22 protein-coding genes are annotated in these 25,113 nt (G+C 74.0%); 14 read left to right on the top strand and 8 right to left on the bottom strand.

The features are described from left to right. Positions 1-18: 18 nt before the first annotated feature. The gene (locus BX286_RS10405) at positions 19-876 is read right to left on the bottom strand and encodes a DUF4184 family protein (protein WP_100863847.1); all 858 of its coding nucleotides are present in this window, start codon (positions 874-876) and stop codon (positions 19-21) included. Between the two features lie 155 nt (positions 877-1,031). Here BX286_RS10405 and BX286_RS10400 point away from each other — a divergent pair, with 155 nt between their 5' ends. The 3 genes from BX286_RS10400 (at position 1,032) to BX286_RS10395 (ending at position 5,070) form a co-directional block, all read left to right on the top strand. Further along, positions 1,032-2,204: a lytic transglycosylase domain-containing protein gene (locus tag BX286_RS10400; RefSeq protein ID WP_121014887.1), complete on the top strand. Its 1,173-nt coding sequence runs from the start codon at positions 1,032-1,034 to the stop codon at positions 2,202-2,204. 120 nt (positions 2,205-2,324) lie between these two features. Continuing rightward, the gene (locus BX286_RS37420) at positions 2,325-2,459 is read left to right on the top strand and encodes a hypothetical protein (protein WP_261993394.1); all 135 of its coding nucleotides are present in this window, start codon (positions 2,325-2,327) and stop codon (positions 2,457-2,459) included. A 76-nt stretch (positions 2,460-2,535) separates the two neighbouring features. Further along, on the top strand, positions 2,536-5,070 hold the full coding sequence (locus BX286_RS10395) for a YfhO family protein (RefSeq protein ID WP_187344115.1): 2,535 nt from the start codon (positions 2,536-2,538) through the stop codon (positions 5,068-5,070). Here the strand turns inward: BX286_RS10395 and BX286_RS10390 are convergent. Continuing rightward, entirely contained in the window at positions 5,034-6,482 is a 1,449-nt protein-coding gene (locus tag BX286_RS10390; protein ID WP_121014885.1) for a ricin-type beta-trefoil lectin domain protein, read from the bottom strand. The genes BX286_RS10395 and BX286_RS10390 overlap by 37 nt on opposite strands. A 253-nt stretch (positions 6,483-6,735) precedes the next feature. Here BX286_RS10390 and BX286_RS10385 point away from each other — a divergent pair, with 253 nt between their 5' ends. Then, the gene (locus tag BX286_RS10385) at positions 6,736-6,879 is read left to right on the top strand and encodes an SPW_0924 family protein (protein WP_107502383.1); all 144 of its coding nucleotides are present in this window, start codon (positions 6,736-6,738) and stop codon (positions 6,877-6,879) included. Positions 6,880-6,891: 12 nt separating this feature from the next. Further along, the gene (locus BX286_RS10380) at positions 6,892-7,869 is read left to right on the top strand and encodes a DUF3068 domain-containing protein (protein WP_100863850.1); all 978 of its coding nucleotides are present in this window, start codon (positions 6,892-6,894) and stop codon (positions 7,867-7,869) included. Here the strand turns inward: BX286_RS10380 and BX286_RS10375 are convergent. Further along, positions 7,856-10,549, bottom strand: a complete 2,694-nt coding sequence (locus BX286_RS10375; protein ID WP_121014884.1) for an ATP-dependent RNA helicase — start codon at positions 10,547-10,549, stop codon at positions 7,856-7,858. The two genes, BX286_RS10380 and BX286_RS10375, sit on opposite strands and share 14 nt — an antisense overlap. 4 nt (positions 10,550-10,553) lie before the next feature. After that, complete coding sequence (locus BX286_RS10370; protein ID WP_237292751.1) at positions 10,554-11,435, bottom strand: class I SAM-dependent methyltransferase; 882 nt, start codon at positions 11,433-11,435, stop codon at positions 10,554-10,556. Between the two features lie 372 nt (positions 11,436-11,807). On the opposite strand from BX286_RS10370, the gene rpsA reads away from it, so the two are divergent. The 4 genes from rpsA (at position 11,808) to BX286_RS10350 (ending at position 15,734) form a co-directional block, all read left to right on the top strand. Further along, complete coding sequence (gene rpsA, locus BX286_RS10365) at positions 11,808-13,322, top strand: 30S ribosomal protein S1 (protein ID WP_079425789.1); 1,515 nt, start codon at positions 11,808-11,810, stop codon at positions 13,320-13,322. Positions 13,323-13,515: 193 nt separating this feature from the next. Further along, positions 13,516-14,454 carry a PAC2 family protein gene (locus BX286_RS10360; protein WP_079431654.1) on the top strand — a complete coding sequence of 313 codons (939 nt, stop codon included), beginning with the start codon at positions 13,516-13,518 and terminating at the stop codon, positions 14,452-14,454. Between the two features lie 68 nt (positions 14,455-14,522). Next, entirely contained in the window at positions 14,523-15,137 is a 615-nt protein-coding gene (gene coaE, locus BX286_RS10355; protein WP_079431653.1) for a dephospho-CoA kinase, read from the top strand. Between the two features lie 192 nt (positions 15,138-15,329). Then, the gene (locus BX286_RS10350) at positions 15,330-15,734 is read left to right on the top strand and encodes a tetratricopeptide repeat protein (protein ID WP_079425787.1); all 405 of its coding nucleotides are present in this window, start codon (positions 15,330-15,332) and stop codon (positions 15,732-15,734) included. Positions 15,735-15,764: 30 nt separating this feature from the next. Here the strand turns inward: BX286_RS10350 and BX286_RS10345 are convergent, their stop codons facing one another. After that, positions 15,765-16,025, bottom strand: a complete 261-nt coding sequence (locus BX286_RS10345; RefSeq protein ID WP_079425785.1) for a DUF6343 family protein — start codon at positions 16,023-16,025, stop codon at positions 15,765-15,767. A 237-nt stretch (positions 16,026-16,262) separates the two neighbouring features. Here BX286_RS10345 and BX286_RS10340 point away from each other — a divergent pair, with 237 nt between their 5' ends. Together BX286_RS10340 and BX286_RS10335 are read left to right on the top strand one after the other, a co-directional pair. Next, positions 16,263-19,115: a DEAD/DEAH box helicase gene (locus tag BX286_RS10340; RefSeq protein WP_079425783.1), complete on the top strand. Its 2,853-nt coding sequence runs from the start codon at positions 16,263-16,265 to the stop codon at positions 19,113-19,115. Continuing rightward, positions 19,112-20,317 carry an SWIM zinc finger family protein gene (locus BX286_RS10335; RefSeq protein ID WP_121014883.1) on the top strand — a complete coding sequence of 402 codons (1,206 nt, stop codon included), beginning with the start codon at positions 19,112-19,114 and terminating at the stop codon, positions 20,315-20,317. The genes BX286_RS10340 and BX286_RS10335 overlap by 4 nt, the downstream gene beginning before the upstream one ends. Here BX286_RS10335 and BX286_RS10330 read toward each other — a convergent pair. Further along, the gene (locus BX286_RS10330; protein WP_079425778.1) at positions 20,298-20,846 is read right to left on the bottom strand and encodes a hypothetical protein; all 549 of its coding nucleotides are present in this window, start codon (positions 20,844-20,846) and stop codon (positions 20,298-20,300) included. The genes BX286_RS10335 and BX286_RS10330 overlap by 20 nt on opposite strands. A 128-nt stretch (positions 20,847-20,974) precedes the next feature. Between BX286_RS10330 and BX286_RS37850 the strand changes: the two genes are divergently transcribed. Then, the gene (locus BX286_RS37850) at positions 20,975-21,658 is read left to right on the top strand and encodes a chaplin (protein WP_079431652.1); all 684 of its coding nucleotides are present in this window, start codon (positions 20,975-20,977) and stop codon (positions 21,656-21,658) included. Here the strand turns inward: BX286_RS37850 and BX286_RS10320 are convergent. Further along, a complete protein-coding gene (locus BX286_RS10320) occupies positions 21,651-22,310 on the bottom strand; it encodes a DUF2293 domain-containing protein (RefSeq protein WP_079425776.1) in 660 nt (219 codons plus the stop codon). The two genes, BX286_RS37850 and BX286_RS10320, sit on opposite strands and share 8 nt — an antisense overlap. Before the next feature lie 152 nt (positions 22,311-22,462). Here BX286_RS10320 and BX286_RS10315 point away from each other — a divergent pair, with 152 nt between their 5' ends. Further along, the gene (locus tag BX286_RS10315) at positions 22,463-22,834 is read left to right on the top strand and encodes a hypothetical protein (protein ID WP_079425774.1); all 372 of its coding nucleotides are present in this window, start codon (positions 22,463-22,465) and stop codon (positions 22,832-22,834) included. 98 nt (positions 22,835-22,932) lie between these two features. Here BX286_RS10315 and BX286_RS10310 read toward each other — a convergent pair whose 3' ends face one another. Beyond that, positions 22,933-24,378 carry a WGR domain-containing protein gene (locus BX286_RS10310; RefSeq protein WP_079425773.1) on the bottom strand — a complete coding sequence of 482 codons (1,446 nt, stop codon included), beginning with the start codon at positions 24,376-24,378 and terminating at the stop codon, positions 22,933-22,935. A 92-nt stretch (positions 24,379-24,470) separates the two neighbouring features. Here BX286_RS10310 and BX286_RS10305 point away from each other — a divergent pair, with 92 nt between their 5' ends. Next, positions 24,471-25,112 carry a uridine kinase gene (locus tag BX286_RS10305; protein ID WP_100863856.1) on the top strand — a complete coding sequence of 214 codons (642 nt, stop codon included), beginning with the start codon at positions 24,471-24,473 and terminating at the stop codon, positions 25,110-25,112. The last annotated feature ends 1 nt before the right edge of the window (position 25,113 follow it).

The following is a 25,113-nucleotide window of genomic DNA, read 5'->3' as shown; positions in this document are numbered from 1 at the left end:
CCGCGCGCCCGTCCCCGCCTATGCGGCGGGGACGGGCGTCCGCGTTTCCCAGTCCGGGCGGTGGGGGTCCCGGTCGCGGCGGTGGCGCAGCCGCACCAGGGCCCCGTACAGCAGGAGGCCGGCCACGAGTCCGCCGCCGGCTCCGAAGCAGAGCGTCGGGATGATGTCGAGGGGGCTGCGGACCCGGTCGTAGAAGGTGAAGAAGCGCATCACCCGCAGGGCGGCACCGGCCGCCGTGCAGGCGGCGATCAGGAGCAGCGCCCACCAGCGCTCCGCCCGGCCGAGGACCGGCACCGACGGCGGCACGGGCCGCACCGGCACCCGGCGCAGGGCGCTCGCCGTGAACCAGAGCAGGGCGCCCGCGGCGAGTGCGGAGGTGCCGTACTGGAGGAAGGTGTACGGGGGCAGGCCGAGGGCGATGGGCCGGGTGAGCCACGGCAGGGCGTCCGTGCCCCAGCGGCCCCCGTGGGTGAAGCTGTCCCACACCACGTGGGTGAGGGAGCCGGCGACCGCCGACAGGTAGAAGCGCAGGGCGAGCGCGGCGGGCGGGCGGCCGCGCAGGCGCTCGCCGCGGACCAGGGCGTGGACGCGGGCCCGCCAGGAGCGCGGCAGCAGCGCGAGCAGCGGTTCGCGCAGCAGCAGCCAGCACGCGGCGAGGAGGGCGGTGAGGGCGGCGTCGGCGGTGACCACGCCGAGGAGCGAGTGGGTGAACTCGCCGTAGCGCATGAGACCGCCGACGAGCGAGTCCGCGAAGAAGAGGGCGTCCGGCGCGAACGACCCCAGCACCAGCGCCGAGGCGAGCAGCGGGCCCCGCGCCCGTCCGGTGCGGCGAATGGCCGGAAGTACGGCGGCCGCGTGGCTGAGAGTGAACGGCACGGAGCCTCCCTGGGGTAGCCGATGTCGGGACAGTATGCGTGAACTGCGCAGGCTCGTGGGGATGTGGTGAACATCGGGACCCCATTGCGTGCCCTGTGCAGCGAGTTGACGTAGGGTCACGCGGACGTTCGGACGTCCAGGGGAGGGTCCTGCTCATGTCGGCACGAATATTCGGACGCGGCCTGCGCCGGAGCGCGGCCGCGGCACTGGTATCGGCGCTGGTGGCCGCCGCGATGACGGCCTCCCAGGGCCCGGCCGTCGCGGGCCCGGAGCGGATCGCGGCGGCCGGGGAGGGCGCCGCGCCGCCGCCCGCCGCCGCGTCGGGCGCGGGCGGGGACTCGTCGTACTTCACCGAACTCCCGCCGCTGGACAGCCCCGCACCGCCGGCCGCGCTGCTGCCGGACGGCGAGGCGGCGGCCCCCGCCGCCCGGCCGGACCCCACGCCGGCCGCGGCGCAGCCGGCGGGGGAGGGGGCGCAGGGCATACCGGCGAGCGTGCTCGCCGCCTACCGGCGGGCCGAGCAGCGGGTCGGCGAGAACGACCCCGGGTGCGGACTGCGCTGGCAACTGCTCGCGGCGATCGGCAAGGTCGAGTCCGGGCAGGCCGGCGGCGGCCGCGTCGACGCGAACGGGACCACCCTGCGGCCGATCCTGGGTCCCGTGCTGAACGGCAACGGCTTCGCGGACATCTCCGACACCGACGGCGGGGCCTACGACGGCGACGCCCGCTACGACCGGGCCGTCGGCCCGATGCAGTTCATCCCCTCCACCTGGGCGGCCTGGGGCCAGGACGGCAACGGCGACGGCCGGCGCGACCCCAACAACGTCTACGACGCGGCCCTGGCGGCCGGACGCTACCTGTGCGCGGGGAACCGGGACCTGAGGACCGGCGCCGGCCTGGACCGGGCGGTGCTCTCGTACAACCAGTCGGCGGAGTACCTGCGGACGGTGCGGTCCTGGTACGCGTACTACCTCCAGGGGGCGCACGAGATCCCCGACGGGAGCGGCACCCCGCTGCCGCTCCCGGGCACCCCGGCGACCCCGAAGCCGACGCCCAAGCCGACGCCCAAGCCGACCCCCAAGCCGACCCCCACGCCGACGCCGACGCCTACCCCCACGCCGACGCCTACTCCTACTCCTACTCCGAAGCCCACGCCGACCCCCACCCCGACTCCGACCCCAACGCCGACGTCGAAGCCGTCGCCCACCCCCACGCCAACTCCCAAGCCCAGCGTGACCCCGAGCCCCTCCAGCTCCCCGAAGCCGACGGCCACCCCCGCCCCCTCGTCCCCGTCCGGCTCCCCGACGGTCACCCCCGCCGCCCCCTAGCCAACGCGCGCCGTCCGGTGGCCGACCTCCGTACCTGCGGTTAACGTCGAAGTCGTGTCCGCCCCGCCAGGGTCGTAGGCAGGTGCGGGCAGGGGGAGCCAGCTGAGACAGGAGCCCGCCGTGCATTCCACGCATTCCACGCGTTCCACACTGCGCCGCCGCTTCACCCGGACGCTCGCCGGCGGTCTCCTGTCCGCCGGCCTCCTCACCATCTCCAAGACCGTCTCCCCGACCGTCACCGTGACGGTCAAGTGACACCAGCGGCAAGGGGACCTGTCCGGTTTCCGGAAGGACCCCTCGGTGCGCTGTTCCTGTCATGGATTCCGTGAGCATGAGCGTGATCGTGAAGTCGCCCGACGACCCGGTGACGACGCTGGAGCCCGCCCTTCCCGGATCCGTGCCCCGCGCCGCCGCCCTGGGCGCGGGCGTCGCGATGAGCGCGTACTGCCTGGCCATGGCTGTGCACGGGACGTACCCCTTCGGCTCGCGGTCCCGTGCCGTCAACGACCTCGGAAACCAGTTCGTGCCCTTCCACGCGCACCTGTGGGACCTCCTGCACGGCAACACGAGCGGCGACCTCGTCTTCAACTGGAACAGCGGCTACGGTGTCCCCTTCCTCGCGGACCTCTTCGCCTACCTGATGAACCCCTTCTCATGGCTGGTGTGGATCTTTCCGCGCGCCATGGTCGAGCTCCCGGTCTTTTTGGTGACCCTGCTCAGCATTGGCCTGGGAACCTCCCTGATGGCGGTCTTCCTGGTACGGCTGCGGCCCGGTCCCGCGTGGTTGGCCGCCCTCCTGGCGGTGGGGTACGGCGTCAGCTCGTGGACCACCGGATCCGGCTGGGCGGACCCCATGTGGATGTGGGGTCTGGTGTCGTTCCCTCTGATGGGAATCGCCGGGGACTGGTGCCTGAAGCGGCGGCGCTGGGTGGCCGGGGTGCTCGTGGTCGCCCTCTGCTGGACGGCCAATTTCTATACGGCGGCGATGGCAACCCTCGGTATGGGTCTCGTCTTCGCCGTGCGGCTGGCCCTCGATCCGCGCCCGACGCGTGAGCGTGGCCGCTCGGCGCTGCGCGCCCTGTCGATGGCCACGGTCGGCGTACTGATCGCGGCCCCGGTGCTCACGGTGTCGCTGGCTGCCAGCCGTGCCGCCCAGCCCGTACCGGCCGTTCCCTACGCGGGTGCGCCCTCGGTCCGCGCGTACCTGGCACACCTGCTGCCCGGCGGGTACCACGCGGGTGCCCCCCAAGTGGCGGTCGGCAGTCTGGCCCTGCTGCTCGTGCTTGTCTTCCCCTTCGTGGGCCGGGCTCCGCGCCGGGAGCGGGCCGTTTGGTGCGTTCTCGCCGCAGCCGTAGCGCTCTCCTTGGTGTGGAAGCCCACGATGCTGGTGTGGCACGGCGGCGCGATGCCCAACGGCGGCCCGTACCGGGCGTCCATCGCTCTGACCGCGATCCTGGTGGCGATCGCGTGGCTCGCCCTGACCTACCAGCCGCGGCCCCGCGAGCTCCTGGCGGGAGCGGCGGTGCTGGCCCTGCTGCCGGCTCTGGCCGGCGGCGACCCGTACGTCTCGCGCCGCACGTGGGCGATGACAGTGACGGGGGGAGCGGTCACTCTCGCCCTGCTGTGGCTCCTGCCGCGGGCTACCGGGGTACGCGGCCGGACAGTGGCGGCGGCTCTGACCGCCACGGTCTTCCTGGGGGCGGCGGGGTCCACCTGGAGCGTCACGGTGATCCGCGACACCATCGACTGGTGGCAGCCCAAGCGCACCCTCGACGCCCAGTCGCTGGCCGCGTACGAGGCGGTCCGCGCCCAGGACGCCTGGCCGGCCACGCGCAGCGACCCCGGGCCTCACGAGTTCGCCGACAACGACCCGCTGCTCCTCGGTGGCGAAGGCGGCTCCTACTACAGCAGCTACGTCCCGGCGAGGACGGCCGAGACGCTGTCCGGCCTCGGCGCCGGCTGGCACATCGCAGGGCGCCACCTGCTCTCCTTCGACGACCCCGTGGGGCAGGCCCTCATGGGGGTCGGCGCCCGCCTCGACCCGGCTTCCGGCACACGGCGGGAATTCACGCAGCGCACGGGGCCCGCACCACCGGTGGTGACCCTGCGGGCCCGTGGCACTCGGCTGGACGCCGAGAGCGGCGGGGACGCTTCCGTCTTCCACCTGCGAAACCGGGTCCTCTCGGCGCCCGTCTACACCGTCCCCGAGCCGCGGCCGGCCCGAGGCGCCCCAGTGCTGCGGCTGCCGGCGGGCGAGCCCACCACCCTCATGGTCCGGTGCCCCGCGGACACCGTCGCCTACTTCCACGCCCCCTGGTACTCCGGCACCGTCACCGCGCTCGGCACCACCACGACGGTGCGGGCCCGGGCCCCGATGACCCGTGCCGGGCTCGTCCCGCTCGGACACGTCACGAGCGGGCGCGACTTTCCGCTGGTACTCACCCCCGAGGCGGCCCAGCCCGTTCCCCGCTCTCCCCTCGGCTGTCTGGACACCACGCGGCTGGAGCGGGCGGTGAACGACATGAGCGCGAACGCTCCCGCCCGCGTGAACGCCGGGGGACACGCGATCACGGCCGTCTTCGACGGACCCCGCACGGGGGCCGCGGTCGTGTCCGCCCCAGCGGTGGAGGGGTGGCAGTGCTCCGTCGACGGCGGGGATCCGCAGCCACCGAGCACCCTCGGAGGGCTGATCGCCGTACGGATGACGGGTCATACCCGTGTCGCCTGTTCGTACCGCACGCCCGGTCTGCACGCAGGAGTCGTGCTCAGCGCCTGCGCACTCGCCGTCCTCCTGGGGGTGGCGGCCATCGGCTCCCTGCGTCGGCGCCGTCAGCGGCCGCCCCACTGCCAGTACAACTCAGGCTGAACCGGGCCGCCGCAGCTCGCCAGAGCCAGCCGCGGGCTCTTGCGTTCATCGGTGTTCCACCGGGGCAACAACCGGTCGTTCTGATACAGGCATCTGTTCCCGTCCCCGGCGATCTTCCAGGCGGCCCGCTTCCACGTCGTGCTCTTCCACGGGACGCGCTGCCATTTCTGTTCCGCACGCGAACCCTTGCACGCCTCGACCTTGACGTCACGACCCGCTGCGGTGAGGCAGTAGTTCTTGTTCAGGCGGGTCCTGATGGTCCCGTCGTTTTCCGCATCCCATTTCTGGGCGTCCGAACCATTACAGCCGGCGATCTGCACCAGACCGGCTGACCATGAACCGTCTTTCACATCGAGACACTGTTCCGGCAGCCTGCTGCCGAACATCGTCGTCCGGCCGATATCGCCCATGATCTCGCCCTGCTGCGGGGCTCTGTGCCTGCGCGTGTACTGCCTTTGCGTCCACCGCCGGTAATCGACCGACAGGATCCCTTTGTGGAGTCCCCTGGAGGCGCACACGCTTTCACGCGGGCATCGGGCCTGTGCGATGTACCACCGGATGATGTTTTCCTTCCTGGCCTCCTGTGCGGGCGCCAGATTCCTCTTCAAGGGCGCCATGATGTAACCCAGGTAGGGGGTCAGCGGGAGCCCGGTACGGTATGCGACCTGTCTGAAGTAGCGTGCGGTGATGCCGTGGTCGCCGTGGTCCGCCCGGCCATCCATTCCCAACCCGAACGACGCGTTGTCGGGGTCCATGGTGAGGATTCTTTCCGCCCCGCCCAGCCGGGCCAGTGAGGAAAGCGCTGACAGCAGTTGCTCCTCACTGTAACTCTGGCCGTCCAGATCCGGAGTGATCGCCTTCTTTTCTCCGCTGAACAGGCGGAGAAGACTCTCCGGCGCCCGACCGTGAGGACGGCCGTCGTGCAGTCCCATGAAAGTGAGCCGCACATCGGCACCGTTCCCCCGGCCTGCGAGCCGGAACGACCGGATGCTGCGGCCGTCTACACGTACCTCGTCCAGCGTCCATTTGTTCTCGGCGCCCGCCATTTCCGCATACGCCTTGCGAACCCCGTTCTCCCTGTTCGTCACATAGTTTTTCAATTCTTGCGGTACCTCTTCGCCGGCGTCCCCGGCGGTGAGATACACCGTGGTGACGAAGCACCCGGCCCGGATGGTTTCCATGATGTCCGGGTTGATGAAGAAGAGGTCGTCGTCGGGGTGCGCCACGCCTGCGAGAGTGCGTCTGCAGACCGTCTGCCGGTGCGACGGGCCCCCTTCGGGCCGCGAGGCGCGCGCTTCATCGGCCCGGACGGCAGCCGAAGGGTTCGAGGAGCCGTGCACCACGCAGCCGGTCAACAGCGCGGCGGCCGCGAGCACCAAGGCGCCCCGGCCCCCCCTGATCACGTTGGGCACGGCTCTCTCCTCGTCCTCGCGCTTCTCCCGCCCGCCCGGATCCAGGCCGACGGCAGAGCGGAGGCCACGTCACCACTACTACGCGAGCAACTCCGCAAGCGCACTCGGGCGCACGGCTCAGGGTTGTCCGCGGCCGTACTCGGCGTTCGCCCGGTAGAGGGATTCGGCGGCCCCGCGAAACGGTTCTCATCTGACCCCCGCGTTGCTACGGTACGCCTCCCTGACGACCCATCAGATCCAGGGAGGTCCCGCCGTGCGCGCACTCGTCGCCGCCGCCATCGGGCTGGCCGCCGCGCTGGCCCTCGTCCTCGTCGTCACGGCGTTCGGGGTGCCCGAAGGCAGGACCTCGCCCAAGCCCCTGCTCACCACCGCGCCCCCCGCGCCCGGACAGGAGTAAGGAGGCCCCGCCGTGCGACGCAGAGCGAGCCTGGTCCTGCTGGCCTTCGCCGTGTTCTGCGCAGCGCTCGCACCACTGCTGCGCTGGTACGCGTACCCCCGCCTGGCCAAGATCCCGGCGAACCAGTACCAGGCGATGGTGCTGGAGGCCAAGGACGCCACCCTCCTCGACTACACGGGCGGGATGCAGCCCAAGAAGGTCGACAAGGTCACCATCGTCCAGACCCTCAAGGGCAACGTCGAGGCCTCCAGGGAGATCGAGGCCGACGCGGGCAAGGACGTGGTCGTCTGGGACACCCTCACCTACATCATGGGCCCGGACGGCAAGATGGTCTCCCGGATCCCCGAGCGCTACGTCTTCGACGCGCACACCCAGGACCCGGTGCACGCCACCGGCGAGATGGTCGACGGCGACCCCGTCAAGCGCGAGGGCATCGAGTTCAAGTGGCCGTTCTTCACCGAGCCGCGCGACTACCTCTACTTCGACGCCCAGACCCGCACCGCCTCCCCGATCCACTACGCCGGCCCGCGCACCTACCGGGGCATGGACGTCTACTACTTCGAGCAGACCGTCCCCTGGACCAAGGTCCCCATGCCGAAGAAGATGCCGATCGAAGGCATCGACCCGGCGACCATCGAGCAGACCACCGGCACCACCCTCTGGTACACGGTCAAGGCCCGCTTCTGGGTCGACCCGGTCACCGGCGCGCCCGTCAACGCCGAACAGGACATCCAGCAGGAGATGCGCGGCGGCATCGCGGCGAGCGCCCCCGACGGCCGGCTCACCGCCTTCGCCGGGCACGTGACGATGCGCGAGGACTACGCGAAGTACACACGCGACCTCGTCGCCGCCAACCGTACGAAGGTCCTCGCGCTGCACACCTACGCCCCGGCCGGCCTCGCCCTCGGCGCCCTCGTGCTCCTCACGGCCGCCCTCTGGCTGGAGGCCCGGGGCCGCCGGGCCCCGGGCGCCCCGGTCACGGACGCCTGAGCCGGGCGTTGGTGTGGCGGGTGGGCTCGGCCGTCGCCGGGTCCTCCGGCCACGGGTGCTTCGGGTAGCGCCCGCGCAGCTCGGCGCGGACGGCGCGGTAGCCGCCCTGCCAGAAGGAGGCGAGATCGGCGGTCACGGCGGCGGGCCGCCCGGCCGGCGACAGCAGGTGCACCAGTACGGGAACCCCCGCCACCGTCGGGGTCCGCGCCAGCCCGAACAGCTCCTGGAGCTTCACCGCGAGCACCGGCTGCCCGGCGGAGTAGTCCACGCGGATCCGCGAACCGCTGGGCACCTCGATCCGCTCGGGGGCCAGCTCGTCCAGCCGGACCGCCTCGCCGGTGGCCCAGGGCAGCAGCCGCTCCAGGGCCTGACCGGCGTCGATCCGGCCCAGGTCGGCCCGGCGGCGGGCCCGCGACAGCTCGGGCTCCAGCCAGTCGTCGGCCCGCGCCACCAGCGCCGCGTCGTCCGCCACGTCCGGCCAGGCGCCGCCGAGCGTACGGTGCAGGAAACCGAGCCGGGCGCGGAGCGAGAGCGCGTCCGGGGTCCAGCGCAGCAGGCCGAGGCCCTCGGTGCGCAGCCCCTCCAGCAGCGCGGCCCGTACGAGCGCCGGGTCGGGGTCCCGTAGCGGCCGCGCCACCAGCTCGACCGCCCCGAGCCGCTCGACGGCCCGGGCCACCACGTCCCCGTCCTCCCAGCGCACCTCCTCGCCGGAGGCGAGCAGGTGCGCGGCGGCGGCCCGGGCGGTCTCCTCGTCGAGGACGGCGGCCACCCGGACGCGGGCGGACGCGGAGTGCGGCGCCCGGTCGGCGACGGCGACGGCCAGCCAGGGCGCGTTGCGCAGGGCGGAGCCCTCCCCCAGCTCGGCCCCCGTGCCGGAAGCCATGAGATAGCTCCCCCGGCCCTTGGCCCGGGCCACCCGCTCCGGGAACGCCAGGGCCGCGACCAGCCCGGCGGCGTGGTCGTCGGAGATTTCAGCCCGCGCGGCGTTTGAGCGCACCGGGCGCGCAGCGCCCGGAACGGGGTCCGGGGCGGAGCCCCGGGACCGGGGTCCGGGGGCGGGGCCCCCGGCTTCGGGAAGGGGCGGGGTGGGGGAAGAGCCCCGTGCAGCGGCGGCCTCGGCACCGGGGACCTCGTCGGCCGCACCCCGCGCACCGGCATCCGCAGGCCCGGCGGCGCCCAGCGCCCGCCGCAGGCGGCCGGCCTCCGCCCGCCAGCGGGAGGCGTACGCGTCACTGCCCCGCCGCGCCCGCCGCCAGGCGGCGGCCAGGTCGTCCCCGTACTCCCGCGGCGCCTCCTCGCTCAGCAGCGCCACCACCTCCGCCGCCCGCCCCGCGCCCAGCACCTCCGCGCCGTCCAGCAGCGCCCGGGCCAGCCGGGGGTGCAGGCCCAGCCGGGCCATCCGCAGCCCCCGGGCGGTCGGCCGCCCGGCCGCGTCCACCGCGCCGACCGCCGACAGCACCTCCCGCGCCGCGGCCATCGCCCCGGCCGGCGGGGCGTCCAGCAGCGCGAGCCCCGACGCGTCCGGGTCGCCCCAGCAGGCGGCCTGGAGCGCGAACTGCGCCAGGTCCGCGATCCGGATCTCGGGGGAGGGGAAGGCCGGCAGCCGTCCGTCCTCCGCCTCCGCCCAGCACCGGTACACCACGCCCGGCGCCTCGCGCCCGGCCCGTCCCGCCCGCTGGCGGCCCGCCGCACGGGAGGCCCGTACGGTCGCCAGCGCGCCCAGCCCCCGCGCATGGTCCACCCGCGGCTCGCGCGCCAGCCCCGAGTCCACGACCACCCGGACCCCCGGCACCGTCAGGCTCGACTCCGCGACCGCCGTCGCGAGGATCACCCGCCGGTGCGCCGACGCGGTCAGCGCCGCGTCCTGCACGGCCGCCGGGGCCCGCCCGTGGACCTGGAGCACCTCCGCGTCCACGCCGCCCAGCTGCCCGGCCACCCGGGCGATCTCGCCCACGCCGGGCAGGAAGCACAGCACATCGCCGGAACGTTCCTCCAGCGCCCTGCGCACCACCGAGGCCACGTGCGCCAGCTGCGCCGGATCCACCTGCATCCCGTGCGGCGGCCGCACCGGCCGGGCCGGCGGCGCCCACACCGTCTCCACCGGGTGGGAGACCCCCGAGGCCTCGACCACCGGCGCGTCCCCCAGCAGCCGCGCCCAGCCGGCCGCGTCCGTCGTCGCCGAGGCCGCGACCAGGCGCAGCTCCGGCCGCAGGGTCTCGCGCACGTCCAGCAGGAAGGCGGCGACGGTGTCGGCGTCCAGGTGCCGCTCGTGGCATTCGTCCAGGACCACCACGTCCACCCCGGACAGCTCCTGGTCACGTTGCAGCCGCTGCAGCAGCACCCCGGTGGTCACCACCTCCACCACCGTGGAGGGGCCGGCGATCCGCTCCCCCCGCACGGTGAAGCCCACCGACTCCCCGACGGCCTCGCCCAGCAGCCAGGCCATCCGCCGGGCCGCCGCCCGGGCGGCGATCCGCCGGGGCTCGGCGACGACCACCCGGCGCCGCGGCCCTCCGCCGGCCAGCCCGGCCAGCACCAGCGGGACCAGCGTGGTCTTGCCGGTGCCGGGCGGGGCGCACAGCACGGCCGTGCCGTGGCCGTCCAGGGCGCGCACGAGCGCGGGAACGGCCTCCCGCACGGGGAGGGCGTCGAGTGCCGACCGGCGGAGCGTGGGGGTCAAGGGGTCAGTCCCTCTCGCACACGAAGACCGCCGTGCCCGGGATCAGGCTGCCGCGCAGCGGGGACCAGCCGCCCCACTCCTGGCCGTTCCACTCCGGCCACTCCGGCTCCACCAGGTCCAGCAGCCGGAAGCCGCCCGCGACCACGTCGCGGACCCGGTCGCCGATGGTGCGGTGGTGTTCCACGTAGACGGCGCGGCCCTGCTCGTCCTGCTCCACGTACGGGGTCCGGTCGAAGTAGGAGGCGGACACCGACAGCCCCTCGGGGCCGGGCTCGTCCGGGAAGGCCCAGCGGATGGGGTGCGTGACGGAGAACACCCAGCGGCCGCCGGGGCGCAGCACGCGGTGGACCTCGCGCATGACGCCCACCGGGTCGGCGACGAAGGGCACCGCCCCGTAAGCGGAGCAGGCCAGGTCGAAGGAGGCGTCGCGGAAGGGCAGCCGCCCGGCGTCGGCCTCGACCAGGGGCACGTCGCCGCCGATGCGCAGGGCGTGCTGGAGCTGGCGGTGCGAGAGGTCCAGGGCCACCGGACGGGCCCCCTGCGCGGCGAGCCAGCGCGAGCACTGGGCCGCGCCGGCGCCGATCTCCAGGACGTCCTTGCCCTTGAGGGAGGCGGCCGGGCCCAGCAGCGCGGCCTCCTCCTCGTCCAGGCCCTCCGGCCCCCAGACGAAGCGGTCGTCGCCGAGGAACGCACCGTGCTCGCTCTGGTACTCGTCGGCGTTGCGGTCCCACCAGCCGCGGCTGGCGCGGCTGCTCTCCGCCTCCCCGGCCTCGCGGCGGGTGGCCTCGGCGTCGTCCTCGTCGCCCTCGTGCGCGCCGTGCGCGGGGTACGCGTCCTCGTCCTGGAGCGCGTACGCGTCTTCGGGGGTGCGGTCCTCTTGGTTCATGGGGCCCGTCGTCGTAGTCTGCGGATGGCTGGTATGGCACCCGGACGGCTGAAAATCCGTGCGGATCGCTCATCAGGGCGTTGCCGCCCACGAATTGTGCCGGTTATGCGGCGATCCGCCCGCGGTGTGCGCCTTCGCGCATTGACCCTGTCCGGCTGCCCCCGTATGCTACAAGTTGCGCTGCGAGCCTGTGCTCCTCAGACGTAGCAGGCTGCGCTTGCATCTGTTGAATGTCCCCTCGGTTTTCGAGGCCCCTACCCCTTGCGGGGGATGGGCTTCCTTGGCTGTCCGGCTTCATCGGCAGATGCCGATAAGGGCTCCCGGCGTAGCAGTACCTACGACTTTCTGTCCGTAACCGGAGCCCTTTCCCACATGACGAGCAGCACCGAGACCACCGCCACCACCACTCCGCAGGTAGCGGTCAACGACATCGGTAACGCGGAAGCCTTCCTGGCCGCGATCGACGAGACGATCAAGTACTTCAACGACGGCGACATCGTCGACGGCGTCATCGTGAAGGTCGACCGGGACGAGGTCCTGCTCGACATCGGTTACAAGACGGAAGGCGTGATCCCGAGCCGCGAGCTCTCGATCAAGCACGACGTCGACCCGAACGAGGTCGTCAAGGTCGGTGACGAGATCGAGGCCCTGGTTCTCCAGAAGGAGGACAAGGAAGGCCGCCTGATCCTGTCCAAGAAGCGCGCTCAGTACGAGCGTGCCTGGGGCACGATCGAGAAGATCAAGGAAGAAGACGGCATCGTCACCGGTACCGTCATCGAGGTCGTCAAGGGTGGTCTCATCCTCGACATCGGCCTCCGCGGCTTCCTCCCGGCCTCCCTGGTCGAGATGCGTCGCGTCCGCGACCTCCAGCCCTACGTGGGCAAGGAGCTCGAGGCGAAGATCATCGAGCTGGACAAGAACCGCAACAACGTGGTCCTGTCCCGCCGCGCCTGGCTCGAGCAGACCCAGTCCGAGGTCCGCCAGACGTTCCTCACCACCCTGCAGAAGGGTCAGGTCCGCTCCGGCGTCGTCTCCTCGATCGTCAACTTCGGTGCGTTCGTGGACCTGGGCGGCGTCGACGGCCTCGTGCACGTCTCCGAGCTGTCCTGGAAGCACATCGACCACCCGTCCGAGGTCGTCGAGGTCGGTCAGGAAGTCACCGTCGAGGTCCTCGACGTGGACATGGACCGCGAGCGCGTCTCCCTGTCGCTGAAGGCGACGCAGGAGGACCCGTGGCAGCAGTTCGCCCGGACCCACCAGATCGGCCAGGTCGTCCCGGGTAAGGTCACCAAGCTGGTTCCGTTCGGTGCGTTCGTCCGCGTGGACGAGGGCATCGAGGGTCTGGTCCACATCTCCGAGCTGGCCGAGCGCCACGTGGAGATCCCGGAGCAGGTCGTCCAGGTCAACGACGAGATCTTCGTCAAGGTCATCGACATCGACCTCGAGCGTCGCCGGATCTCGCTGTCCCTCAAGCAGGCCAACGAGTCCTTCGGTGCCGACCCGGCGTCGGTCGAGTTCGACCCGACCCTGTACGGCATGGCCGCGTCCTACGACGACCAGGGCAACTACATCTACCCCGAGGGCTTCGACCCCGAGACCAACGACTGGCTCGAGGGCTACGAGACCCAGCGCGAGACGTGGGAGCGCCAGTACGCCGAGGCGCAGGTCCGCTTCGAGCAGCACCAGGCGCAGGTCATCAAGAGCCGCGAGGCCGACGAGGCCGCTGCCGCCGCGGGCGAGGCCGCCCCGGCCGCCGGTGGCAACGCCGGTGCGGGCATCTCCGGTGGCTCCTACTCCTCCGAGGGTGCGGACGAGACCTCCGGCGCCCTGGCGTCCGACGAGGCCCTGGCCGCGCTCCGCGAGAAGCTGGCCGGCGGCCAGAGCTGATCGCAGCGCAGCGAGTGCTCCACGCTCCGGCGTGAGGTGAGCTGAACGGCGAGGCCCGTCCCCTTCGGGGGGCGGGCCTCGTCGCGTTTCCCTCCGTTGTGTTGCGTTCCGGTGAATGCGGCCAACTGGGGAATGGCCGGGCGTCCTTGGACGTTGCCTGCAGAGAACACGGTGCGAGGGAGGAGTGGTGACGGTGCGTGATCCACAGGGTCTGTACGAATGGGACGCCAAGGGTCTGGCGGTGGCCGACATGGCGCTGGCCCAGGACTCGGCCGGACTGGTCATGCTCTACCACTTCGAGGGCTACATCGACGCCGGAGAGACCGGCGAGCAGATCGTCGAGCGGCTCCTCGACACCCTGCCCCACCAGGTGGTGGCCCGCTTCGACGCGGACCGGCTGGTGGACTACAGGGCCCGCCGCCCGCTGCTGACCTTCCAGCGCGACCACTGGACGGAGTTCGAGGAACCCCGCCTGGAGGTCCGCCTCGTCCAGGACGCCACCGGCGCGCCCTTCCTGCTGCTCTCCGGCCCCGAGCCGGACGTGGAGTGGGAGCGCTTCGCCGTCGCCGTCCGCCAGATCGTGGAGCGGCTCGGCGTCCGGCTCTCGGTCAACTTCCACGGCATCCCCATGGGCGTCCCGCACACCCGGCCCGTCGGCATCACCCCGCACGGCAACCGCACCGACCTGATGCCCGGCCACCGCAGCCCCTTCGACGAGGCCCAGGTCCCCGGCAGCGCCGAGTCGCTGATCGAGTTCCGCCTCGCCCAGGCCGGGCACGACGTGCTCGGCGTCGCGGCGCACGTCCCGCACTACGTCGCCCGCTCCCCGTACCCGGACGCCGCGCTCACCGCGCTCGAGGCGATCACCGCCGCGACCGGACTGGTCCTGCCGGCCGTCGCCCACGCCCTGCGCACCGAGGCGCACCGCACGCAGACGGAGATCGACCGGCAGATCCGCGAGGGCGACGAGGAGCTCGTCAGCCTCGTCCAGGGTCTGGAGCACCAGTACGACGCCGCCGCCGGGGCCGAGACCCGGGGCAACATGATCGCCGAGCCGGCCGAGATCCCGACGGCGGACGAGCTCGGCCGCGAGTTCGAGCGGTTCCTCGCGGAGCGCGAGGGCGACGCGTAACGGACGGCAGTGGGGGGCGCAGGGATGCGGCCGGAGCCGTCCGGGAGCGGGGCGTTAGGGTGCTGGGCATGCTGAAGGTGGGCCTGACAGGCGGAATCGGTGCCGGCAAGAGCGAGGTCTCGCGGCTGCTGGCGGGGTACGGGGCGGTCGTCGTGGACGCCGACCGGATCGCACGGGAGGTCGTGGAGCCGGGCACACCGGGCCTCGCGGCCGTGGTGGAGGCCTTCGGGAAGTCCGTGCTGACCGATGACGGGGCGCTGGACCGGCCGAAGCTCGGGGCGATCGTCTTCGCCGACCCCGAGAAGCTCCGCACGCTGAACGCGATCGTGCACCCGCTGGTCGGGGCCCGGTCCGCCGAGCTGGAGGAGGCCGCCGGGCCCGACGCGATCGTGGTGCACGACGTCCCGCTCCTCACGGAGAACGGGCTCGCACCGCTGTACGACCTGGTGGTCGTCGTGGACGCCGCACCGGCGACGCAGCTGGCCCGGCTCACCGCGCTGCGCGGGATGACCGAGGAGGAGGCCCGCGCCCGCATGGCCGCGCAGGCCACCCGGGAACAGCGGCTGGCGGTGGCCACGCTGGTGATCGACAACGACGGCCCGCTGGAGGCACTGGAGCCCCAGGTCCGCGCGGTGTGGGAACAGCTCGGGGAGCGGGCCGCGGCGCGCACGGGGGACGCGTAAAGCGACAGTTCCGCGGAGCAGCCCGGCCACCCGCCCACGGGCGGCGGGCGCGGGCCGTGGACGGCGCGCCCGGGTCGGGGCCGCAGTGCGTGCGGCGTGCGCGGAGTAGCGGAACGCGGCCGCCGCGTCACCGGGGAACAACCCTGGTGCGCAGGTGCGTTGAGGGCGTGCGCAGAGGGAAGGAGACTTACTGTGCCCGACACCACGCCCACGCCGCCGTCCCCGCGGGAGCCCGCCGGCCCCCCGAGTCCCGAGACCCACGTCATCGACTACCGGGCCGCCGAGCAGCTGCTCGAAGCCCGGGACCCGCGCGGCGCGGTCCGGCTGCTCGACTCCGTCATAGCCGCCCACCCCGAGAACACCGCGGCGCGCCTGCTGCGCGCCCGGGCCTTCTTCGCGGCGGCCCAGCTGCGGCCCGCGCAGCTGGAGTTCGAGCTGGTCCTGGAGCGGGAGCCGGACAACGCCTTCGCCCACTTCGCGCTGGCCCGCACCCACCAGCGTGCCGGCCGGCCCGAGCGGGCCCGGCGGCACTTCCGGCTCGCCGCCGCCCTCGACCCGCAGCCCGAGTACCTGGAGGCGGCCCGCTTCGAGGGCTGACGGCGCCGGGTCCGCGGCCCGGCGCGTGCGTCACCGGCTGCGCGGGGGTTCGTACGGGGGGATGTCGCGCCCCGGCTGGTAGTGCGGGCCCTGGTGGATGTGGTGGACCACCACGGCCAGGTCCACGGCGGCCAGCACCGCCAGTGCCGCGCAGGCCGCGGCCCAGCCGGGCCGTCCGGCCAGCGAGAACGCCGCCGCTCCGGCGGCCGCCCAGATCAGCCCCCACACGCTGAGCCAGAACCGCAGCCGCAGCGGGCTGCGGGCGGTCAGGGGCTCGTTTCCGCTTCGCATGGTCGTCCCTTCGCCCCGACGGAGACCTCCCTTCCATGGTGGCACGCTCCGCAGGGCCCGCGTATGCCCAGGTCAGCGGCGTTGTCAGTGGCCGCGCCTAGACTCGGCGGCATGGGATCCGCCACGACCGGGCGGAGCGCCGAGCACCAGGGAGGGGGACTCGTGACCACGCAGCCGCATCCACAGCCGTCGCATCACCCGATGCCTCAGTCGATGCCTCAGTCGATGCCTCAGTCGATGCATCGGCCGTCGCCAGATCAGCCGGCGCCGCAACGGCCGTCGCCGCTGCCGCCGCTGCTGCGCCGGGCCGCCGTGTTCCTCCCCGCCGAGGTCCCCCGTGAGGGGCGGGTGGCCTTCTGGTGCCCCCAGGGGGAGCCGCTGCCCGAGGGCCCCGGGACCCCGCATCCGCTCCAGGTCGTGCGGCCGCACGGCTCCGGGGTCCGTACCCGCAGCGTGCCGGCCCTGACCCTCCCCGTGGCCGAGGCCCTGCCCCTGCTGACCCGGGCCGCCCACAGCCCCGCCGCCCATCCCGCCACCCGGGCCTGGGGCACCGCCGCCGTACAGGCCCTGGCCCTCACGGCCCGGGGCCGCCTGCTGCCCGGGCTCACGCCGGGCGGCGCCGACGCCTGGCGCGCCGGTCCGCTCGACGCCGATGACGTCGGCTACCTGCGCGCCGTCGCCGCCGCCCTCCCGTACGAGGGGTACGCCACCCCGCTCCCGGGGCGCCGCCCGCTGGCGCTGCCCGAACCACAGGCCCTGGTCCGGGCCTTCCTCGACGCCGTCGCCGACACCCTGCCGCGCACCCCGGCCGCGCCGTTCGCCGCCGGAGCGCCGTTCGCCGCGGCCCCGCCGCAGCAGGTGCCCGGGATACGGGAGTGGGCCGCGCAGGTCGCGGCGGGCGCCGATGCCGGGGTGGGGATCTCCCTGCGGCTCGACCTGTCCGCGTTCCGCCTCTTCGACGAGGCCGAGCCGGAGGACGTCCGCCGTGCCGGGGCCGCCGTGGTCCAGGTGCACAGCCTCGCCGACCCGACCCTGGTGACCGACGCCGGGCCGCTGTGGGCCGGGGCCGCCGCGGCCGGCTTCGGGCCGCGCGCCCGGATCGACGCCGTGCTCGCGCTGCGCCGGGCCGGCCGGGTCTGGCCGCCGCTGCTGCGCCTGCTCGACCAGCCCGTGCCCGACTCCCTCGCCCTGTCCGATCCGGAGCTCGAAGACCTCCTGGGCGCCGCCGCGACCCGGCTGGAGCGGGCCGGGGTCGCGGTGCACTGGCCGCGCGAGCTCGCCCGTACCCTCACCGCGACCGCCGTCGTCCGGCAGGCCGCGCCGGGCTCCGCCACCGACGGCACGGCCTTCTTCGACGCCGCCGGGCTGTTCGCGTTCTCCTGGGAGCTCGCACTCGGAGGCGACCGGCTCACCCCTTCGGAGATGGACGCCCTCGCGCAGGCCCACCGGCCGGTGGTACGGCTGCGCGACCAGTGGGTGCGGGTCGACCCCGAGCTGGTGCGCAAGGCGCGCAAGCGGGAGCTGGGCCTGCTGGACCCGGTGGACGCGCTCGCCACCGTACTGACGGGGACGGCCGAGGTCGACGGAGAGCCGGTGGAAGCGGTCCCGGCGGGCGCGCTCGCCGCGCTGCGGGACCGGCTGACGGGCGAGCTGGTCCCGCCGGCCGCTCCGGCGGGGCTGAAGGCCACCCTGCGGGACTACCAGCTGCGGGGGCTGGCCTGGCTGGACCTGATGACCTCGCTGGGGCTCGGGGGCTGTCTCGCCGACGACATGGGGCTGGGCAAGACGGTCACGCTGATCGCGCTGCACCTGCACCGGGCCCGCCCGGAGCCCACGCTGGTGGTGTGCCCGGCCTCCCTGCTGGGGAACTGGCAGCGGGAGATCGAGAGGTTCGCCCCGGGGACGCCCGTGCGCCGCTTCCACGGCGGGGACCGCACCCTCGACTCCCTCGGGGGCGGCTTCGTCCTCACCACCTACGGGACGATGCGGGCCTCGGCCGGGCGGCTGGCCGCCCAGCGCTGGGGGCTGGTCGTCGCCGACGAGGCACAGCACGTGAAGAACCCGCATTCGGCGACCGCGAAGGCGCTGCGGACGATCCCGGCCCCGGCGCGGGTGGCGCTGACCGGTACCCCCGTGGAGAACAACCTCTCCGAGCTGTGGGCGCTCCTCGACTGGACCACCCCCGGGCTGCTGGGCCCGCTCACCGCCTTCCGCGCCCGGCACGCCCGCCCCGTGGAGCACCAGCAGGAGGAGGACGGGGGCAACGAGGCGGCCGTCGCCCGGCTGGCCGCGCTGGTGCGGCCGTTCCTGCTGCGCCGCAAGAAGTCCGACCCGGGTATCGCGCCCGAGCTGCCGCCGAAGACCGAGACCGACCATCCGGTGTCCCTGACCCGGGAGCAGGTCTCGCTCTACCAGGCGGCGGTGGAGGAGGCGATGGCCGTGATCGAGGGCAGCGAGGGCATCGAGCGGCGCGGGATGATCATGAAGCTGCTGGCCTCGCTCAAGCAGATCTGCAACCACCCGGCGCAGTACCTGAGGGAGGCCGAGCCGCGCATCCCGCACCGCTCGGGCAAACTCGCCCTGCTCGACGAGCTGCTGGACACCATCCTGGCCGAGGGCGGCTCGGTCCTGGTCTTCACCCAGTACGTGACGATGGCCCGCATCCTCGAACGCCACCTCGCCGCCCGCGGCATCCCCAGCCAGCTCCTGCACGGCGGCACCCCGGTGCCCCGCCGCGAGGAACTCGTCGACCGCTTCCAGTCCGGCGCCGTACCCGTCTTCCTGCTCTCCCTCAAGGCCGCCGGCACCGGCCTCAACCTCACCCGTGCGGGGCACGTCGTCCACTACGACCGCTGGTGGAACCCGGCCGTCGAGGAACAGGCCACCGACCGCGCCTACCGCATCGGCCAGACCCAGCCCGTCCAGGTCCACCGCATCATCGCCGAGGGCACCGTCGAGGACCGCATCGCCGAACTCCTGGAGGCCAAACGCGCCCTCGCCGACGCCGTGCTGGGCTCCGGCGAGTCCGCGCTGACCGAGCTCACCGACCGCGAGCTGGCCGACCTCGTCTCCCTGCGGAGGCCCGCATGATCACCGCGCGGGACGACCGCCGCCGCACCTTCGAGACCGTGCCCGCCGGGCCGGAGGCCGTGACCTGGTGGGGCCGGGCCTGGGTGCGCGCCCTGGAGGAGTCCGCGCCGGACGCGGGCCGCCTCGCGCGCGGCCGTGCGTACGCCGGCGAGGGACACGTCGACGCGGTGACGGTCACCCCCGGCCGGATCGTGGCCTACGTCCGGGGCAGCCGGGCCCGCCCCTACCGCACCGAGCTGGCCCTGGCCGCCTTCGACGACGCCGAGTGGGCCGAGGTGCTGGAGGCGGTGGCGGCGGATCCCGCCGCGCTGGCGGCACTGCTGGAGCGGGAGGTCCCGCAGTCCCTCGCCGGGCTGGTCCTGCCCGGGGCGGGCGAACTGCGGGCGCGCTGCTCCTGCCCGGACCCCGCGAGACCGCCCTGCAAGCACGCGGCGGCCCTCTGCTACCGGGCCGCCCGCCTCCTCGACGCCGACCCGTTCGTCCTGCTGCTCCTGCGCGGCCGCGGCGAGCGGGAGCTCCTGGAGGACCTGGCCCGGCGCAACGCCGCGCACGCCGCGCGCGAACGGCCCGACGCCGCGCCGGACTTCCCCGGTGTTCCGGCCCGCGCCGCGGTGGCCCGCACGGTCCTGCCCCCGCTGCCCGCCCCGCTCGCCGCTCCGGCGGCGGTGGGAGCGCCGCCCGCCTACCCGTCCGACCCGGCGGCCCCGGACCCGCTGGCGCTGGAGCAGCTCGCCGGTGACGCGGCCGCCCGCGCCCTGGCGCTGCTCACCACGGGCGAGGACCCGATCGGCGGACTCGGCCTCTGGCAGGACGCCGTACGACTGGCCTCCGCTCACCCCACGGCCGGTCTCACCGGCGCCGCCCGCGCCCTCTACCGCGAACTGGCCAGGGCCACCGGGCGGACCACCACCGACCTGGCCCGCGCCGCCGCGGCCTGGCGGCAGGGCGGGCTGCCCGCGCTGACCGTCCTCGACGAGCCGTGGGACCCGCCGGCCGGCCCCTTCGACCGGGCCCGCCCCGCCCTGCTCGCCGCCGGACAGGGCTCCTTCCGCCCCGGACGCAACCGCCTCACCGACCGCACCCGCCAGCTCCGCCTGGGCCGTGACGGCCTCTGGTACGCCTACGAATCCCGTCCGGGGACGGACGACTGGTGGCCCACGGGCCGGCCCTCTCCGGACCCGGTCAGCGCCCTGCGGGGCTGAGCCCGGCCGCCCAGGAGGACAGGGCCGCGAAGTCCCGCTCGCGCAGGCCGTGGCGGGGCAGGACGCGCAGCAGGAGGGCCGGGGCCGGATGGTGCTCGCGGACCCAGGCCCGGTCCTGCGGGGTGATCATGTCGTCGACCCAGGCGAAGGGGCGCCCGGCCGCCCAGTCCAGGAGGTGGCGGGTCTTCCAGGAGAGGCCGTCCGGGTCGCGGGCGAAGAGCTCCGGCCAGTCGACCACGGGGAGGTCGGCGGGCAGCCCGATGTGCGGGGAGATCAGGGTGTTGGCCTGATGGGTCCAGGCGGTGGCCCAGGCGAGTTCGAACGGCAGGGCCAGCAGGCGGGCCCCGTGCGAGGGGTGCAGGCGCACCCGCACCCCGCGACGGGCGCGGCGGGATTGCGGGTCGCGGTAGGCGAGCCAGACGTCCGGGCGCATGCGGTGGCTGGTGTAGCCGCGCAGTCCCGCCGAGAGGGACCGGAAGGGGTTCAGCGGGCCGTCCACGTCCAGCAGGAGCAGCGGTCGTTCTGTCATGAAGTAGGCACTACCCAGTACACGATGGAGTGAAATGCCTACCGGCTCTATAACCCGAACGGGTCCACCGCGTTGTCTCCGGTACGGGCGCGACGCCCTGGAAACCCTCCGGAAGGCAGGAAATGCTGATGCGTCACAGTCGTCGGAACGGCTTGATCGCGGCGATGGTCGCGGGTGGCGGCCTGGCGGTGGCGGGAGTGGGCGGCCTCGCCCACGCCGACGCCGACGCGGGCGGGACCGCCCAGCGCTCGCCGGGGCTGCTCTCGGGGAACCTGGTGCAGCTGCCGGTCCACGTGCCGGTGAACGTGTGCGGGAACACCGTGAGCGTGGTCGGCGTGCTCAACCCGGCCGCGGGCAACCGCTGTGCCAACACGGGCCCGGACGGCGGGAATCCCGATCCCAGGCCCTCCCATCCGTCGAAACCCGGGGGCGGGCAAGGGGGCGGGGCCGCTGCCGAAGGGCGCGGAAAGGATTCTCCCGGGGTGCTGTCCGGCAACGGCATCCAACTCCCCGTCGACCTCCCGCTCAACGTGAGCGGGAACTCGGTGAGCGTCGTCGGCGCCGGCAACGCCTCCCACGGGAACACCTCCGTCAACGGCGAGACCCCCACCGGGGGCAAGCCGCCCCAGCCGCTGCCGCCGGTCACCGAGCGGCCCGTCACCCCGCCCGCGACCCCGGCGCCCTCCCTGCCGGCCGGCGGCCCCGCGGCCCTCGCCCACACCGGCTCCGACGGGCTCGGCTACCTGCTGCCCGGCAGCGGCGCACTGCTCCTCGGCGGGGTGATGCTCTACCGCCGCTTCCGCGTCAACTGACGGGCCCCGCACGCCATCCGTCGAGGATCGCGTCGATGCGGGCCGCGAGCCGGGCGCGGGCCTCGAACCGGTGCACCCCCGCCATCAGCAGGGCGTCGTACTCGGTGTCGGTGTGCCGCACGGCCGCCCGCACCGCCATCGACACCGCCTGCTCGTCCAGGGCCCGGCCGGCCGCGGTGCGGCCGACCCGGCCGCTGCCGCGCACCGAGGCGTGGGCGGCGATCGCCTGCGCCCGCTCGGGCGGACAGCCGGGGAACAGCCGCAGGATCTCGGCGGCGAAGGCGGCCGTGAACCGTACGTCCTCGGCCGCCCGGCGCAGCCGGTCCCGCTCCCGGCGCCGGGCCCGGGCGTCGGCGTCCGCGAGGCAGGCGCGCTCGGCGCGGGCCAGGGCGGCGTCCTCGACGAGCAGCCCCTGACGCTCGTAGCGCCGGCGCCCCCGGTGCCGGCGCACCACGACGGCCGACAGCGAACTGGCCTCCCGCGCCCGGCGGGTGAGCGCCGCGTTGCCGCGCGGCAGGTACACGAGGTGCCCCAGGTCGGCACAGTCCAGGCAGCGCGGCACCCCGGACTCACGGACGAGGTGCCGCAGCGGACCCCGCCGGCACTCGGCGCAGTGGACCGGCCTCAGTGACTCGAAGACGACGAGACTCATGCGGTTGTGATACCGCCGACCGGTGCCCATATCACCTTACGGAGGTGGGTTATTGGTTATTCGGAAAATCTGTCCGGACCTTATGACCTCCACTTAGCGTGACCCCGTACGGGAGCCGGTACGGGACGCGGTGAGCCCGTGGAGGAGAGCACATGGGCGCACGGCAGGCGACGACGGAGAGGCACACGAGAACGCGGCTCCCCGCGGACCTCTCGGGCCGGGAGGTCGTCATACCGCCCGGCGGCTGCACGGGCTGGCACTACCACCTCGTACCGCTCATGGCGGCCGTCACCTCCGGGACCCTCACCCGGATCCTGTCCGACGGCACCGTGGAGGTCCACCCCACGGGGGCCACCTTCGTCGAACCCGAAGGCCACGACCACGTCCACCTCGGCCGCAACCTCGGCCCCGCCCCGGTCGTCCTCCACGTCACCTGCGCACTCGCCGACGACGACCCCTGGGCCCTGCCCGCCCCCGCCCCGCTCGGCGCCACCCCCTGCGGCTGCCCGGACCACACCCCCTGAGCCGCCCGGGCGGCGCCGTGGAGACCCCCGTCCACCACGGCACCACCCGCACGGGTCCAAGCGGCCCCCCCGGCCCCGGCAGCCCCGGGCCACCCCGGTCAGACCAGCCGGCGTATCTCGCCCCGCACCCGGTAGAAGCCCCCGGCCGCCGCATGCAGACCGTCCACCACGTAGCGGGCCCCGGCCTCCCGTATCCCCCGCGGGAACTGCACGTTCCAGGCCGGCTCGAAACCGTCCGACACCACCTGCACCCGCATCCGGCCGCCCACCTGGACGCACTCGACCACCACACCGCCCGACGGCACCGAAGCCACCGACACCGTCGCCACCGCGGCGGCCGACGCCGCCGGGGTGAACACCGGCAGCGCCGCGGCCGACTTCACGTCCACCGCCGTCGGCACGGAACCCCGCTGGGCCGCCGCGATCGCCGCCTCGCTCGCGTCCACGCACACCAGCGAACCGTCCGTCGTGACCAGGTAGAGCCGCTCGTCCAGGTACTGCATCGACAGCGCCGACCCGCTGCCCGTGCCCAGCTTCCACAGCCGCCGCCCGTCGGCGTCGAAGCAGTACACCGAGGACGAGGAGTCACCGGCGAACACGTGCCGTCCGTCCGGCGAGGTCGCGCACGAGTACACCGCCGCGTCGCACCGGTACGAGGCCTCGACCGCGCCCGTCGCCTTCGACAGCCGCTGCACGGTGTTGCGCACCGTCCCCGCGTACACCGCGTCCTGCTCCTGCCAGCCGAACAGCACCCCGCCGGGCGTCCCCGTGTGCCACAACTGGCCCGTGCCGTCCGCCGCGTAGGCCGTCACGCCGCCGGCGTGACCGTGGTACACCGCCCGCTCGTCCGCGCGGACCATCCAGGCGCCGTTGCCCGCGGACTTGCGGGACCACTGGTGCTCGTCCTCGTGGTCGATGACCGTCAGGCCGCCGTTCGCGTCCGAGACGTGGAGCACGCCCTCGTGGATGTCGAGCCAGTAGATGTCCACGTCCGCGGCTATCCCGTACGCCCCGAACGGCACCTTGGACGACAGGTCGTACACCGTGCCGTCGTCACAGCCCGCGTAGATCCAGAACTCGTCGGCGACCAGGCACTTCACCCCGTCCGGCAGCGAGTACCGGGCGAGTACCTCCCCGCCGTGGCTCACCGTGTAGACATCGCCCGCCTGGTTGCCCACCCAGCAGCGGTCCTCGTCCACATGGATGCCGAAGGCCGCGGAACCGGTGCGGAAGCGCCACAGCACCGGCGCCACCGCCCGGGCCGTCGACGGCGCCGAGGCCACCTGGCGACGGGTCACCGGCCGCGCCGCCCGCGCGCCCCGCACCGCCGGGGCGTACCCCTTGCGGACCTTCTCGCCGATCTTCTTGGCCGCGGCGGCCCGCGCCTTCTCCGCCGTCGGGAACGACGAGCTCTGCAGCTGGCCGGCCGCGCCGATGCGGCCGTAGCGCACCGATACGAGGACGCCGTCGACGGTCACCTCGTAGAACTTGTGCGCCGCGCCGTCCTCCTGCGACAGCTCCAGGTACGTCGTCTCCCGCGCCATGACAGACCCCTCCCCAAGAGTCGGGCCGCCGGCTCCTGTTCACCGGTGATCCCTCGTGAAAAACGCTAAGGGCGACCACTGACAATGGGTTCGTGAAGCTGGAAGCGATCACCTGGCAGCGGATGGCCGAGCGGCTCGCCGGCCACCTCGACGCACCGTCCGAAGGGGGCGGCCCCTGGCAGCGCGTCGGCATCGACGGCGCGCCCGCCGCCGGCACCGGCGTCCTCGCGGCCGAACTGGCCGACGCCCTGCGACAGCGCGGGCGTTCCGCGCTGGTGGTGGCGGCCGGCGGGTTCCTGCGGCCGGCGTCGCTGCGGTTCGAGTTCGGCCGGCAGGACGTGGACACCTACCTGGGCGGCTGGTACGACACGGGAGCGCTGTGGCGGGAGGTCTTCGCGCCGACGGACCCCGGCGGCACCGGACGCGTCCTGCCGGACCTGTGGGACCCGGTGACCGACCGCGCCACCCGCAGCCCGTACGCGCAACTCCCGCCGGGCGGCGTCCTGATCCTGCACGGCCCCCTCCTGCTGGGCCACTGGTTCCCCTTCGACCTGAGCGTGCACATCAGCCTCTCACCGGGCGCCCTGGCCCGGCGCACGGACCCCTCGGACCACTGGACCCTGCCGGCGTTCGCCCGCTACGCCCGCGAGTCGGACCCGCAATCGACGGCGGACGCCCTGGTCCGCGCCGACGACCCCCGCCACCCGGCCTGGACCGGGATCCGCGAACGGTAGC

The organism is Streptomyces sp. 3211.6 (assembly GCF_003634815.1).
Taxonomy (GTDB): domain Bacteria; phylum Actinomycetota; class Actinomycetes; order Streptomycetales; family Streptomycetaceae; genus Streptomyces; species Streptomyces katrae_A.
This window is presented reverse-complemented; position numbering and strand designations above follow the sequence as displayed.